The 14482-nt window shown below is 37.7% G+C and carries 11 protein-coding genes and 1 riboswitch; of the genes, 1 reads left to right on the top strand and 10 read right to left on the bottom strand.

The annotated features are described in order from the left end of the window. Positions 1–367: 367 nt before the first annotated feature. The 3 genes from cysS to folE form a co-directional block, all read right to left on the bottom strand. Complete coding sequence (cysS, locus tag AC5YGI_RS16805) at positions 368–1834, bottom strand: cysteine--tRNA ligase (RefSeq protein WP_496169031.1); 1467 nt, start codon at positions 1832–1834, stop codon at positions 368–370. Between the two features lie 123 nt (positions 1835–1957). Further along, positions 1958–2389: a DinB family protein gene (locus tag AC5YGI_RS16800; RefSeq protein ID WP_330745155.1), complete on the bottom strand. Its 432-nt coding sequence runs from the start codon at positions 2387–2389 to the stop codon at positions 1958–1960. A 6-nt stretch (positions 2390–2395) separates the two neighbouring features. Continuing rightward, entirely contained in the window at positions 2396–3061 is a 666-nt protein-coding gene (gene folE, locus AC5YGI_RS16795; RefSeq protein ID WP_002983392.1) for a GTP cyclohydrolase I FolE, read from the bottom strand. A gap of 102 nt (positions 3062–3163) precedes the next feature. On the opposite strand from folE, the gene AC5YGI_RS16790 reads away from it, so the two are divergent. Further along, positions 3164–4315 carry a hypothetical protein gene (locus AC5YGI_RS16790; protein ID WP_330745154.1) on the top strand — a complete coding sequence of 384 codons (1152 nt, stop codon included), beginning with the start codon at positions 3164–3166 and terminating at the stop codon, positions 4313–4315. Positions 4316–4557: 242 nt separating this feature from the next. On the opposite strand, the gene metF is transcribed toward AC5YGI_RS16790, so the two are convergent. The 7 genes from metF to AC5YGI_RS16755 form a co-directional block, all read right to left on the bottom strand. After that, complete coding sequence (gene metF, locus AC5YGI_RS16785) at positions 4558–5517, bottom strand: methylenetetrahydrofolate reductase [NAD(P)H] (protein WP_110008601.1); 960 nt, start codon at positions 5515–5517, stop codon at positions 4558–4560. 7 nt (positions 5518–5524) lie between these two features. Next, entirely contained in the window at positions 5525–8185 is a 2661-nt protein-coding gene (gene metH, locus AC5YGI_RS16780; RefSeq protein ID WP_330745153.1) for a methionine synthase, read from the bottom strand. Between the two features lies 1 nt (position 8186). Beyond that, entirely contained in the window at positions 8187–9278 is a 1092-nt protein-coding gene (locus tag AC5YGI_RS16775; protein WP_330745152.1) for a fatty acid desaturase family protein, read from the bottom strand. An 83-nt stretch (positions 9279–9361) separates the two neighbouring features. Further along, the gene (locus tag AC5YGI_RS16770; protein WP_202840782.1) at positions 9362–10372 is read right to left on the bottom strand and encodes a homocysteine S-methyltransferase family protein; all 1011 of its coding nucleotides are present in this window, start codon (positions 10370–10372) and stop codon (positions 9362–9364) included. Positions 10373–10409: 37 nt separating this feature from the next. Next, positions 10410–11570, bottom strand: coding sequence for an O-succinylhomoserine sulfhydrylase (locus tag AC5YGI_RS16765; protein WP_330745151.1), 1161 nt, complete (start codon positions 11568–11570; stop codon positions 10410–10412). Between the two features lie 124 nt (positions 11571–11694). Next, a complete protein-coding gene (locus tag AC5YGI_RS16760) occupies positions 11695–13233 on the bottom strand; it encodes an ACT domain-containing protein (protein WP_110008596.1) in 1539 nt (512 codons plus the stop codon). Positions 13234–13238: 5 nt separating this feature from the next. Continuing rightward, on the bottom strand, positions 13239–14177 hold the full coding sequence (locus AC5YGI_RS16755; protein ID WP_330745150.1) for an alpha/beta fold hydrolase: 939 nt from the start codon (positions 14175–14177) through the stop codon (positions 13239–13241). Between the two features lie 61 nt (positions 14178–14238). After that, positions 14239–14345, bottom strand: a riboswitch (SAM riboswitch). Between the last annotated feature and the right edge of the window lie 137 nt (positions 14346–14482).

The raw sequence follows: 14482 nt of genomic DNA, 5'->3' as shown, positions 1-14482 counted from the left end.
AACCCGAAACTCGAAACTCAATAACCCGAACCTCTCATCATTAACAACTCCTACCCTAGCCCTGATAGTAATGGTTACCCCGCAGCTTGCGTTGGAGGGCGGGTTTTAGGGGTGGGGGCCCTTCGGCTTCGCTCAGGGTGAGAGCGTTGGAGGGCGAGGGCGCGAGGAGTATGAATGGATAGCAGGAAATAGCTCCTGAGAAAATTGGAGAGTTGGAGGGTAATAGAGTTTGAGAGTGGGAAAGTGAAGGACAAAGAGACATAATCTGAAATACGGACATATTCTCTAGAAAGGATAAAAAAACATTCCGTAAGAATCCTAAATATGTGGGACTCCTACGGAATGGGGATAAAACGAAGTTATATTTCTAGTTCAGAACGTATGATGTTCCGTCTCTTCCGTCTTTTAATTCGATCCCTTCTGCAAGCAGTTTATCTCTGATCTGGTCTGAAAGTTCGAAGTTTTTGGATTTTCTTGCCTGGTTTCTCAATTCGATCAAAACTTTTAAGGTCTGATCAAGTTTTTCATTGTTATTTTCTTCTACGGTCTGTAATCCCAGAACGTCTAAGATGAAAGCATTCAGTGTTGATTTTAAGTCTTCAAGATCTTCTGTTGCAATTGTTTCTTTGCCATCTTTCAGCGCAAAGATATATTTCACCGCTTCAAACAAGTGGGCAATCAGGATTGGTGAATTAAAGTCATCTGTTAATGCTTCATAGGCTTTATTTTTCCATTCTTTCAGGCTGAAACCGGATTGTTTTGAATCATCAGGGGTAATAGAAGCCAATACTTTCACAGCTTCCATTAATCTGATAAATCCTTTTTCGCTCGCTATCATGGCATCGTTTGAAATATCCAGAACGCTTCGGTAGTGCGCCTGCAGGAAGCAGAAACGTACAATTGAAGGGTGGAACGGTTTTTCAAAGAAGTCGTTATCTCCTGTCACCAGCTGCATGGGCAGGATATAGTTTCCTGTAGATTTGCTCATACGCTGAGAATTCATCGTCAGCATATTGGCGTGCATCCAGTAATTTACCGGCGCAGCATCGTTGCAGGCTTTCCCTTGTGCGATTTCACATTCGTGGTGGGGAAATTTAAGATCCATTCCTCCTCCATGGATATCGAATGTTTCGCCAAGATATTTTGTACTCATTGCAGTACATTCAAGGTGCCATCCCGGAAAACCTTCTCCCCAAGGGGAATTCCATCTCATAATGTGAGCTGGGGATGCTTTTTTCCACAATGCAAAATCCTGTGGGTTTTTCTTTTCTCCCTGGCCGTCGAGATCTCTGGTATTGGCAAAAAGCTCTTCTATATTACGTTTTGAAAGTTCACCGTAATTCAGTCCTCTTTTATTGTATTCCAAAACATCAAAGTATACTGAACCGTTGCTTTCGTAGGCAAAACCTCTTTCAATCAGCTTTTGAGTTAATTCGATCTGTTCTACAATATGTCCTGTAGCGGTAGGTTCGATATTGGGTGGCAGCAGATTGAACATATCCAGTACTTTGTGGAAATCTACAGTATATTTCTGTACAATTTCCATAGGTTCCAGCTTTTCAAGTCTGGTTTGTTTTACGAATCTGTCGTTATCTACATTTCCATCATCGGTAAGGTGTCCTGCGTCGGTAATATTTCTTACATATCTTACTTTGTATCCCAAATGCATCAGGGTACGGTAGATAAAGTCGAAAGAAAGGAAAGTTCTTACATTTCCCAAATGTACATTGCTGTACACGGTAGGTCCGCAGACATACATTCCGACGTTTCCTTCCAAAATAGGTTTGAATATTTCTTTTTCCGCTGTAAGGGAGTTATATAATTTTAATTGCATTTATTTTAAGTTAAAGATTTAATGATTTTAAAGATTCAAAATTGAGTTAAAAAATATTTTTGTCACAACAAATAATTGTCGTGATAAAAATCTTATCTGAAACTTTTTTAAATTTTATCATAATTAAATCGCTTTTAAATGATGCTGTAAATGATCTACATAATCATCGATAATAAACTCCAATGTATAGACCCGTGGTTCTGTTTTGGTCGTATCACAGGTTCTCTGTAATGCTTCGTCCGGGATATTTTCTACGATATGAACAATCTGATAGTTCAAGGATTTCCACAGATTAATAAGATCTGAGGTAGGAACATTCTGATAGTTCTGAGCTTTTACCCAGAAGTTCTGGTCATATACAATATTTTCGTTCTCTTTATATTGTGTCACAACAAATCTACGGATATTTGTAAAAGCGCTGTCACAAAGATGGCCAATAATTTCTTTTTTAGACCATTTTTCCGAGGAATTTTTATATGTCCATTCTTCTTCAGTAATATTTTGGAATCTCTGAAGCTCTGCATCAATAATATTTTTAAGGATCTGGTAGTTCATTGTTTATTAATCAAGCTTTGCATGACTTCCTACGTAATGTAAGAATTCCTGTCTTGTGATAGGGTTTGTTCTGAAAATACCACTGAGTTCCGCAGTAATTGTGGAGCTTGCTGTATCTTTTATTCCTCTGCAGTTGACACAAAGGTGTTTTGCATCAATGATACACGCCACATCTTTCGTTCCCAAAGCTTCTTTCAAAGCATCTACAATCTGCATGGTAAGTCTTTCCTGAACCTGTGGTCTTTTCGCATAATAATCAACAATTCTGTTAATTTTTGAAAGACCGATTACTTCGCCATTGGAAATATAAGCAACATGGGCTCTCCCTATGATGGGTAAAAAGTGGTGCTCGCAAAAAGAGTATACCGTGATATCCTTTTCTACCAGCATCTGGCGGTATTTGTATTTGTTGGAGAAAGTGGAGATTCCTGGTTTGTTTTCAGGAAGCAGTCCTCCGAAAATCTCGTTCACATACATTTTGGCAACACGTCTTGGAGAATCCTTCAGAGAGTCATCTGTCATATCCAATCCCAACGTTTCCATAATCTCACCAAAAAGCTCAGTAATTTTTTCAATTTTTTCCTGTGGCGATTTATCAAAAGCATCTTCCCTTATAGGCGTATGTTCTTTTCCAGTGAAAATATCATCGTCGTTATCAGTAAAATCAACCATTTTTATTTAATTTGCAGCAAAAATACGGATAATATCTGTTCATCTCTATTCAATTGGGATGAAAAACATTATCTTTTATAACCAGCTCAGATTAGAAAGCCTATGATTATTGTCGAAGAAGTACAAAACCAACTCCATAAAAGGGAATTTCTGAAATTCCCGGCCCGCCTTTATGAACACGACAAAAATTATATCCGTCCTTTAGATAAACATATTGAGGAGATTTTTGATCCTGCCAAGAATAAATTCTTCAAAAACGGAGAATGTAAAAGGTTTCTGTTTAAAAAAAATAGCAACACCGTTGGGAAAGTAGCTGTTTTTGTGAACGGCTGTTATGAGCAAAAGCAGCCTACGGGAGGAATTGGCTTTTTTGACTGTATTAATGATCAGGAAACTGCCAATTTTATTTTTGACCATTGTAAAGACTGGCTTCAAAGAAAAGGAATGGAAGCAATGGACGGACCTATCAATTTTGGGGAACGGGATAAATTCTGGGGGCTTCTAATTGAAGGTTTTATTGAGCCTTTATTTGGAATGAACTACAATTTCCCTTATTACAAAGATCTTTTTGAAAATTATGGTTTTCAGATTTATTTTGAGCAGCTATGTTTTACCAGACCTGTTTTTGCGGAAGTGTCGAGGATATTTACTATTGCGCATGAAAAGAACAGAAGAAATCCTGCGATTTCTGCACAATCAATGAAAAAGAATAATCTGCCAAAGTTTGCAAAGGATTTTACAGAGATTTATAATAAAGCATGGGCATCTCATGGAGAAGGAAAGCATCTGGAAGAAGCAAAAGTTCTGAAGATGTTCAACACCATGAAACCAATCATTAATGAACATATCTCCTGGTTTGTCTACGAAAACGAAAAACCGATTGCGATGTGGATCAATATTCCTGATCTCAACCAGTGGTTTAAATATCTGAACGGGAAATTCGGGATTTTTCAAAAGCTTAAATTTTTGTTTCTAAAACGTTTTAAAAAGAATGAAAAAATGGTGGGGCTTGTTTTTGGTGTTGTCCCCGAATGGCAGAAGAAAGGTATTGACGGATATATGATCTGGGAAGGAACTCAGCATTTGAGAAAACATACCGATTTTACGATTACTGAACTACAGTGGATTGGTGATTTTAATCCGAAAATGATCAAGATTGCAGAAACTCTTGACACTACAGTAACGCGAAAGCTTGCTACTTACCGGTATTTGTTTGACAGAAATAAGGAATTTGAGAGACATACTGGTCTTTAGAGTAAGAAAGATAGAAGTTTAATTTTTCTTGGATACTTTAATTTATTTGACGCAAAGTCTTATTTGCTGATGTTATATTTTATAGGGAGCAAAGATGGAATCAACAAAGTTGATTCTTTCTAAGCGGGTGTATAGCCTACGGCTTTCTTCATTTCTTCTATCTTTAAAATTAATTCGGTATCAGATTTTAAAAATAAAAACCCTGCTTTTTATGGCAGGGTTCCTTCATTTTGGTACTTTTATTAGAATAGCTCGCCGGCTACTTTTTTGATATTATCACTTTTCCCCATTGAGTAAAAGTGGAGAACAGGAACTCCAAAGTCCAGAAGTTCTTTACACTGAGCAATAGACCATTCTATTCCGATCTGTTTTACCGCTTCATTATTTTTTGCATTTTCCACCTCATTGATCAGTTCTTCAGGAAGATCTATTTTGAATACCTGTGGCAGGATTTTCAAGTGCTTCTTAGTGGCAATAGGTTTGATTCCCGGAATAATTGGAACCGTTATTCCCATTTCTCTTGCTTTCTGAACGAATTCAATATACTTTTTATTGTCAAAAAACATTTGGGTAACGATGTAATCTGCTCCGGCATCTACTTTTTGCTTCAGCCACTTCAGATCATAATTCATGGAGGGCGCTTCCATATGTTTTTCGGGATATCCAGCAACACCGATGCAGAATTTGTTCAGTTCATCACAAACCTGTTCTTCGTTATGAAGATATTTTCCTCTTCCCAGATCATTAATCTGGTTAACAAGATCCATCGCACTGGCGTGCCCTCCCTGAGTAGGTTCAAAATATTGATGCCCTTTCATGGCGTCACCTCTTAAGGCCATTACATTATCTATTCCAAGGTACATACAATCTACCAGCAGATATTCTGTTTCTTCTTTTGTAAAACCTCCACAAAGAAGATGCGGCACTGTATCTACATTATATTTATGCTGGATGGCTGCACAAATTCCTAAGGTTCCGGGGCGCATCCTTGTAATACGACGCTCCATCAAGCCATTTCCTTTGTCCAGATAGATATATTCTTCTCTGGATGTGGTAACATCAATGAAAGGAGGTTTGAACTCCATCAACGGATCTATGTTTGTATAAAGATCTTCAATACCTATTCCCTTTTGTGGTGGAACAACTTCTAAGGAGAATAAAGTTTTTCCATTTGCATTTTTAATGTGTTCTGTTATCTTCATGTTAATGTTAATCTGCTAAATTGGGTGACAACCATTTTTTCGCTTCCTGGATGCTACAACCTCTTCTTGCTGCATAATCTTCAAGCTGGTCTGCTGTAATTTTTCCTAATCCGAAATATTTGGCATGCGGGCTTCCGAAATAATATCCGGAAACAGATGCTGTTGGGAACATGGCAAGGCTTTCTGTAAGGAAAACCCCAGTATTCTCTTCTACTTTTAAAAGATCCCAGATGGTTTTCTTCTCCAGATGGTCCGGGCATGCCGGATATCCCGGAGCCGGACGGATTCCTTTATATTTTTCGGCAATAAGCTCTTCGTTGCTTAAGTTTTCCTGATTGGCGTATCCCCAGTATTCTGTTCTGACTTTTTTATGTAAGAATTCGGCATAAGCTTCTGCAAAACGGTCTGCCAAAGCTTTGACCATGATAGAATTGTAATCATCATTGGCTTTTTCGTATTCCGCAGACAGCTCATCGGTTCCAAATCCGGTGGTTACGCAGAATGCTCCCACATAATCGGTTTTTCCAGAGCTTTGAGGAGCAATGAAATCACTTAGCGCCAGATAGTCTTTTCCTTTTGATCTTTGAGCCTGTTGTCTTAGGGTTAAAAATTTTGCCTGCTCATTATTATTTTCGTCAAAAATCAAAATATCATCAGATTCATTGGAATTGGCTTTAAAGATTCCGAAAATGGCTTTTGCTGTTAACAGTTTCTCATCCAGAATTCTATTCAAAATGACCTGAGCATCTTTGAATAGTTCTTTCGCCTGAACTCCTACCACCTCATCTTCCAGAATATTCGGGTATTTTCCATGAAGATCCCAGCTTCTGAAAAACGGGGACCAGTCGATGAAAGGAAGAAGTTCTCTCAGATCCTGATTTTCAATTACTTTTATTCCGAGATTATTCGGTGTGAAAATTTCTTCATTTTCCCAGTCAATTTTAAAGTGATTTTCCCTTGCTTCTTTGATTGAAACATAATCTTTATCCACCTGTCTGTTCAGAAATTTTTCTCTGAAATCAGAGTAGTCGTTCTTTAAATCCGAAACATATTCTTTATTTCTGTCACCTAACAATGAACTCACAACATTTACTGCTCTTGAAGCATCATTTACGTGGACGACGGCATTTTTATATTTCAAATCGATTTTCACTGCGGTATGTGCTTTTGAAGTTGTAGCACCACCGATTAATAATGGAAAATCTAAATTTTGTCTTTCCAATTCTGAAGCGATGTACACCATTTCATCCAAACTAGGGGTAATCAGTCCGCTTAGCCCAATAACATCTACTTTTTCTTCAATGGCAGTCTGAATAATCTTTTCGGCAGGAACCATTACTCCAAGGTCAACAATTTCATAGTTGTTACAACCCAGAACGACACTCACAATGTTTTTGCCGATATCATGAACATCTCCTTTTACGGTTGCCATTAATATTTTTCCGTTGGCAGGTTTTGTTCCGTCTTTTTCTGCTTCAATGAAAGGCTGTAAATAAGCTACTGCCTTTTTCATTACCCTTGCGGATTTTACTACCTGTGGAAGGAACATTTTTCCACTTCCGAATAAATCTCCTACCACTCCCATACCTGTCATCAGGTTCACTTCGATGACATGAAGCGGTCTTTCGGCTGTTAGCCTTGCTTCTTCTACATCTTCTTCAATAAAACGGTCGATTCCTTTTACCAAAGCATGGGTAATCCTTTCCTGTAGAGGATTATTTCTCCACTCTAAGTCTTCAGTCTTTTCTTTCTTAACTGATTTATGCTTTTCGGAATAGTCGAGAAGTCTTTCTGTAGCATCTTCTCTTTTATCCAGGATGACATCTTCTACCAGCTCCAGCAATTCTTTATTGATTTCATCATAAACCTCCAACATAGCCGGATTTACAATACCGATGTTCATTCCTGCCTGAATCGCATGGTACAGGAATACGGAGTGCATGGCTTCTCTCACCGTATCATTTCCACGGAAAGAGAATGAAACATTACTCACTCCTCCACTCACGGATGCATAAGGAAGATTTTGTCTTACCCAGCGTGTGGCTTCAATAAAGTCGATGGCATTTCTTCTGTGCTCATCCATTCCAGTTGCCACCGGAAAGATATTTAAGTCGAAAATGATATCTTCTGCGGGGAAACCAATCTGGTTCACCAAAATATCATAGGAACGTTTTGAAATTTCAATTCTTCGTTCAAGATTGTCAGCCTGCCCTACCTCATCAAATGCCATTACAATGACAGCTGCACCATACCTTTTGATGGCCTTGGCGTGTTTGATAAATTCTTCCTCGCCTTCTTTTAAGCTAATGGAATTCACGACACATTTTCCCTGAGCCACCTGAAGACCTGCTTCAAGGATCTCCCATTTGGAAGAGTCTACCATGATCGGAATTCTTGCAATATCCGGTTCTGAGGCAATTAAGTTCAGAAATTTGATCATGGAAGCTTTCCCATCAATCAAACCATCATCAAAGTTAACATCCAGAATCTGGGCACCTCCTTCTACCTGATGGCGGGCAATATCTAATGCTTCAGAGAATTTCTCCTCTTTGATAAGTCTTAAAAACTTTTTGGAACCGGCAACATTCGTTCTTTCACCAACGTTGATGAAATTACTTTCCGGGGTTATGATAAGAGGCTCGAGGCCTGATAATCTTAAATACTTCATTTTATTCTTCTAAAATATAGTAGGCATTATTGGCATTCTGCTTCAATAAATCCCTATGCTTACTTAAAGCCGTAATCAGCGGAAATCTTTTGTATGCTAAACCATGTTCTTTAGCAAACTCCTCAATCTCCTCTGTAATTTCATTATAATACATATAACTGTAATTGGGAAACAGATGGTGAGCAACGTGAAAATTGAAATTTCCCAACACATTTCTTACAAACCAGTTATTTTCTTTGAGATCATTGGTTACTTCCAGCTGGTGACGAAGCCAGCTAAACGGCAAACCATTCTCTTTATTTAATTTTGGAAAGGCATTATCAGGAAGCGGATGCAAAGGCAGTAACACAAACAATGCAAAAATACTTGCTGATATCACCTGTAAAAACCACGCTCCTAAAGCCAACCCTATTGATACTTTAAAGAACATTACAGGAACCACAATCTGATAAAAGAAATAGAACAGCTTATAGCTTATCATTTTTACTTTTTCAATGGTGGGAATTTTTCCCTGGGTTTTTAAAATCACTCTTTCTTTATCAAAGAAGTCTCTGAAGTCTCTTATAAACATCCAGTTGAACAAATACAACGGATAGACTAAAAAGAAAAACTTATCCTGATACTTCTGTATACCTTTCGCTTTGATCCACGGTACGATTAAAAGCAGTCCGCTCTGTTCGATATCCGTGTCCCATCCATCTACATTAGGATAGGCGTGATGGCTTGCGATATGTCTTTTTTTCCAGATATAGGAGTTGGCACCTATAAAATCAAAAATGTGAAGGACTAGCCCATTGAGTCTTTTACTCTTATAAATGTTATTATGGGCTGCTTCGTGGATTAAGTTTAAATAAATTAAAACCAGAGAGATTCCCATTAAAACAAAACTCAGAATATAAATCCAGTGTTTTTCAGCATTCAAAAAAGCCAGAACATATAATCCCAGATAGATCATCGGCAGAATAACTGCTTTAATCTGAATATAGATGTCCCTGTTTTCAGAAATCCCTTCCACCCTTTGGTTTACTTTCTTCCTCAACTCATTAAAAAGCTTAACATCTTCTGAATCTTTTAAGTAAATCGGCTTTTCCATTACATTAAATTTTGTGGTTTATTTAAAGATAATATTTATAACCGAGCCTTCATTCTTGATTTTAATTAAAAAAATCTATCAAATCAGACAAATTCTTTCAATTTTCTAGGCGGATAATCTTTCACCAGATCTGCAATCGCCCTGATATGCTCAGGGGTAGTTCCGCAGCATCCTCCAATAATATTGATTAATCCTTTTTCTACATATTCTTTAATCTGTCTTGCCATGTCCTCAGGAGTTTCGTCATATTTTCCGAAAGCATTTGGTAAACCGGCATTCGGGTATGCTGAAACATAGAATTCTGAATTATGAGCCAGTGTTTCAAGATAAGGAGTCAGCTGATCTGCTCCCAATGCACAGTTGAAACCTACGCTTAGTAAATTCAGGTGGGAAACTGAGATCAGAAAAGCTTCTGCGGTCTGTCCGCTCAATGTTCTTCCTGAAGCATCTGTAATAGTTCCTGAAACCATGATCGGGATCTTAATTCCTCTTTCATCCTGCAGTTCATCAATCGCAAATAAAGCTGCTTTCGCATTCAAGGTATCAAAGATGGTTTCTACCAGAAGAATATCTGAACCTCCATCCAGCAAAGCTTCACATTGCTGTTTGTAAGCTACTCTCAATTCTTCAAAGGTGATGGCTCTGTATCCCGGATCATTCACATCAGGGCTTAAACTTGCTGTTCTGTTTGTAGGTCCGATAGATCCTGCTACAAATCTCGGTTTGTCCGGATTTTTTGCGGTGTACTCGTCACAGGCTTTTCTTGCAATCTTTGCAGATTCATAATTCAGATCATATACAAGATCTTCCATATGATAATCTGCCATCGCAATCGTAGTTCCTGAGAACGTATTGGTTTCAATGATGTCTGCTCCGGCTTCCAGATATTTCTTGTGAACTTCTTCAATCGCCTGCGGCTGTGTCAGAGAAAGGAGGTCATTATTTCCTTTTACCGGATGTTCCCAGTCTTTGAAACGCTCTCCACGGTAATCTTCTTCTTCGAATTTGTATCTCTGAAGCATGGTACCCATCGCTCCGTCAAGAATTAAAATTCTTTCGGATAAAGCTTTATATAATTGTTCTGAATTTTTCATTTTAATCTTTTTTGGCTAAAACCAGTTGCTATTTGGATTAATCCAAGGCTTGTTTTAAATCTGCAATGATATCATCCACATTTTCCAATCCTACTGAACAACGTACCAGCCCCGCAGTAATTCCTACTTCATTTCTTTCTTCGTCTGACAATTTGGAGTGCGTTGTAGAAGCCGGATGGGTAACGATCGTTCTTGTATCACCTAAGTTGGCGGACAATGAACACATTTGTATCTTATCTAAAAAGTTTCTTCCTCCTTCTATTCCTCCTTTTATTTCAAAGGCTACGATATTTCCCCCGAGCTTCATCTGCTTTTTGGCTACTTCATAGCTTGGATGGGATTTCAGGAATGGATATTTTACCAATTCTACATTAGGATGGCTTTCTAAAAACTCCGCTACCTTCAAGGCATTCTCACAGTGCTTTTCTACACGAATTGCCAATGTTTCCAGACTTTTTGATAATACCCACGCGTTGAAAGGAGATAATGCAGGTCCTGTATTTCTTGCGAAAAGATAAATTTCTCTGATCAGATCTTCTTTTCCTACTGCTATTCCTCCTAAAACTCTTCCCTGCCCGTCAATTAGTTTCGTTGCTGAATGTACAACAATATCTGCACCATATTTGATAGGCTGCTGAAGATAAGGTGTTGCAAAACAGTTATCTACAATGAAAATAAGGTTATGCTTTTTTGCAATTTGTCCGAAAAACTCCAGATCCAGAATTTCAATAGCGGGATTGGTAGGAGTTTCAAGGTATAAGATCTTTGTATTAGGTTTGATGTATTGCTCCACATTTGCTGCATCTTCTGCCTTGAAATAAGAAGTTTCAATATTCCATTTCGGGAAATATTTGGTAAACAAAGTGTGTGTCGACCCGAAAACCGACTGGCAGCTTACGATATGATCACCAGCATTCAATAACGCCGCAAATGTAGAATAGATGGCTGCCATTCCTGTTGCAAAGGCATATCCTGCTTCTGCACCTTCCATTTTAGCAATCTTATCTGTAAACTCGGTTACGTTTGGATTAGAGAAACGGCTGTATAAATTCTTAGACTTTTCTTCTGCAAAGCTTGCTCTCATATCCTCTGCATCCTGAAATATAAAGCTGGAGGTAAGATATAATGGTGTAGAGTGCTCATCAAACTGAGATCTTTCCGTCTGGGTTCTTATTGCTGATGTTTCAAAATTTTCCATATAGTTTTAATTAATTTACCAATATAGCAGTCTAACAATGTACCAATTAAAATCTTCGCTTTGCTCAGAATAACGACACCAATTATTGGTAAACTGGTACATTATTAGATTGTTACATTAAATATTATTTTGTTTCACTTACTCTTAGAATATCCCCGAATACTCCTCTTGCTGTTACCTTTGCTCCGGCTCCGGCCCCCATAATCACGATTGGATTTTCGCCATAGCTTTCTGTGTAGATTTCAAAGATGGAGTCTGAACCTTTCAGTTGTCCCAATGCTGAAGTTGCAGGAACAGAAACCAGTTTTACATCCAGTTCACCTTTATCTTTCTGTAAATCTCCGTGTAGATCTCCCACATATCTTAATACATGTCCGGGCTCCTGATTTTCTTTTATTTTCTGATATTCTTCATCAAGTTCTTCCAGTCTTGAAAGGAATTCTGATTTTGAAACTTCAAGCAAACTTTCAGGAACAAGATTTTGGATATTGATATCTCCGAACTCGTTGATTAAGTCTAATTCTCTCGCCAGGATCAATAATTTTCTTGCTACGTCATTTCCTGATAAATCTTCTCTCGGATCCGGTTCTGTGTATCCTTTTTCCAAAGCTTCGTTGATGATGGTTGAAAATTTATCGTCTCTCAAAGAAAAATTATTGAACACATAACTCAATGTTCCTGAGAATACGCCTTTGATTCTTGTGATATTTTCTCCTGAAAGGTGCAGTAATTTGATGGTATCAATTAAAGGTAATCCAGCCCCAACATTGGTTTCATACAGGTAACGTCTGTTATTTTTATTCAACGTATATCTTAGTTTTCTGTATTCTTCTATCGGAAGGGTATTGAAAATCTTGTTGGAAGAAACCAGATCGAAACCGTTTTCTGCCAGGGCATGATAGTTTTTAACAAAATCTTTGCTTGCTGTGTTATCCACAACGATCAGATTTTCCAGTTGATTCTCGTTGGAGAAATTAATCAGTTCTTCAACATTTGACGGTCTTTCTGCTGTTAAAACCTCATCTCCCCAATTGGCATCAAACCCTTTTTTGTTGAAGGCAATTTTCTTTGAGTTGGCTACTGCAACTACTTTAAGGTCTATTTTTTTACGTTTTTTAATTTCTTCTGCAGATTCAAGTACCTGTTCTATCAAGGTTTTCCCTACGTTTCCGTGACCAATAATGGCCAGATGAACGGTCTTCGGCTTTTTGAAAATTTCAGATTCTATGATATTTCTTGTTTTTTCATCCTGCGAAGAGGTCACTACGATATTGACTCTGTTTTCTCCTGCCACCTGATTTAAAAGTAACGGGAAAACATTATTTCTTGCCAGCTCAGCAAAAACTTTATTGAAATCTTCTGCTACAAAACCAATCACAGAAACATTATTGATACTATAAATCTGAGAAACTTTTCCTGATTTTCTTTCTGCCTCAAATTCATCAATAAGACAGGCAACTGCTTTTTCTGCATCATTTTCATGAACCAGAATAGAAATTCCGTTTTCTATGGCCTGCTGAGAGATTACTCCTACACTGATACGCGCCAAAGTAAGCGCTTTAAAAATTCGTCCGTCAATCCCGATTTCTCCCAGGAAATCTTCTCCTTCAAATTTGACGATTGATCTGTTCTTCAAAAATTTTATTTCGTTAGCATTTTTCATTACTTCTATAAAATGTTTTTAATGATATTATTTAATTGTTGATATTCCATTAGGAAGGCATCATGCCCGTGTATAGATTGGATCTCGTGATAAGAAACATCTTTATTTTTCTCTTTTAAGTTTTCAAAACACATTCGGATTTCAGAAGCCGGGAAAAATAAATCTGTATCTACGGAGATCATGTGCATTCGTGCCTGAATGTTCTCCAGTGCTGTATCAGCAGCATTTATATTCATTAAGAGATGATTCATCAATTTGTACGCTTTCAAACTAAATCTTTCGTTTAGTGCATTACCATGATAAACCAGCCAGTCTTCTGATTCCAGGCGTTGTTTGTCCTGGTTATATTGGTTTTGAAATCTGTCATTGAGCGACTGCGGTGTTCTGTAGCACAACATGGCATGAATTCTTGCTTTCTGTAATGGTTCTTCCTTATCATTTAATAAAAATTTCTGAACCAGACACTGTGCATGAAGCCAGTCGTGCGTTCTGTAATCGCAGGCAATAGGAATAAAAATCTCAGCAAGATCAGGCTGCTGGGCAAGCATTTCCCAGGCAATCCCTCCTCCCAGAGAGCCTCCTATAATGGCATATAAATTTTTGATCTGTAAAACTTCAAGCCCTTTCAGAAATATCGCAGCGATATCTGAAGGAGTAAAGTCTTCATAATCTTCAATTAAAAAATCGTCGTATCCGTTTCCGGGTATATTAAAACATAGAACAGTATATCGATCAGTATCAACAATCTGATTTTTCCCTACCAGCTGTTTCCACCAGCCTTTTTCTCCGGATACATTTGAGTTTCCGGTGAGAGCATGGTTGATTAAGATAACAGGGGCTGTAAACAGATCTTTCCCAAAGAGCTGATAGCTCAACGGGATATGGTATTCCTTTTGGGAATGAGTTTGATAAGAAAGATTAATATAGTTTAGTTCTGTTTTCAATTCTATTAAATTTTAATACAATTGAAAATGCCACAGGAAATGGCTGAAAAAGAACTTCAGTGAGTTATCTGTCCAAAATTATTTGGTAGAACGTAGCACCTTCTTTGCTTGCGCAAAGGGTTGCTAAGGTTTCATAGGGTCTAATCCCTCAACCTTTCTTGATAACATTTTCAATATTTGAATGAACGAATGGTGCAAAGGTAGTTCTTTTCTTTTAATTTCAAAAAAAAATTATTTTAATATTTAAAAAAGCCCTTAAATACAAGTATTCCAAGACCATATTAATAATTGTTCAGATGAAAAAA

The sequence above is a fragment of the Chryseobacterium sp. CS3K3.1 genome (genome assembly GCF_059515165.1).
This window is presented reverse-complemented; position numbering and strand designations above follow the sequence as displayed.

Excerpts from the sequence above, each read along its gene's own strand:
- AC5YGI_RS16760 (WP_110008596.1), bottom strand. The coding sequence starts at position 13,233 with ATGAAAAATGCTAACGAAATAAAATTTTTGAAGAACAGATCAATCGTC.
- AC5YGI_RS16770 (WP_202840782.1), bottom strand. The coding sequence starts at position 10,372 with ATGAAAAATTCAGAACAATTATATAAAGCTTTATCCGAAAGAATTTTA.
- AC5YGI_RS16800 (WP_330745155.1), bottom strand. The coding sequence starts at position 2,389 with ATGAACTACCAGATCCTTAAAAATATTATTGATGCAGAGCTTCAGAGA.
- folE (WP_002983392.1), bottom strand. The coding sequence starts at position 3,061 with ATGGTTGATTTTACTGATAACGACGATGATATTTTCACTGGAAAAGAA.
- AC5YGI_RS16775 (WP_330745152.1), bottom strand. The coding sequence starts at position 9,278 with ATGGAAAAGCCGATTTACTTAAAAGATTCAGAAGATGTTAAGCTTTTT.
- cysS (WP_496169031.1), bottom strand. The coding sequence starts at position 1,834 with ATGCAATTAAAATTATATAACTCCCTTACAGCGGAAAAAGAAATATTC.
- AC5YGI_RS16765 (WP_330745151.1), bottom strand. The coding sequence starts at position 11,570 with ATGGAAAATTTTGAAACATCAGCAATAAGAACCCAGACGGAAAGATCT.
- metH (WP_330745153.1), bottom strand. The coding sequence starts at position 8,185 with ATGAAGTATTTAAGATTATCAGGCCTCGAGCCTCTTATCATAACCCCG.
- metF (WP_110008601.1), bottom strand. The coding sequence starts at position 5,517 with ATGAAGATAACAGAACACATTAAAAATGCAAATGGAAAAACTTTATTC.
- AC5YGI_RS16790 (WP_330745154.1), top strand. The coding sequence starts at position 3,164 with ATGATTATTGTCGAAGAAGTACAAAACCAACTCCATAAAAGGGAATTT.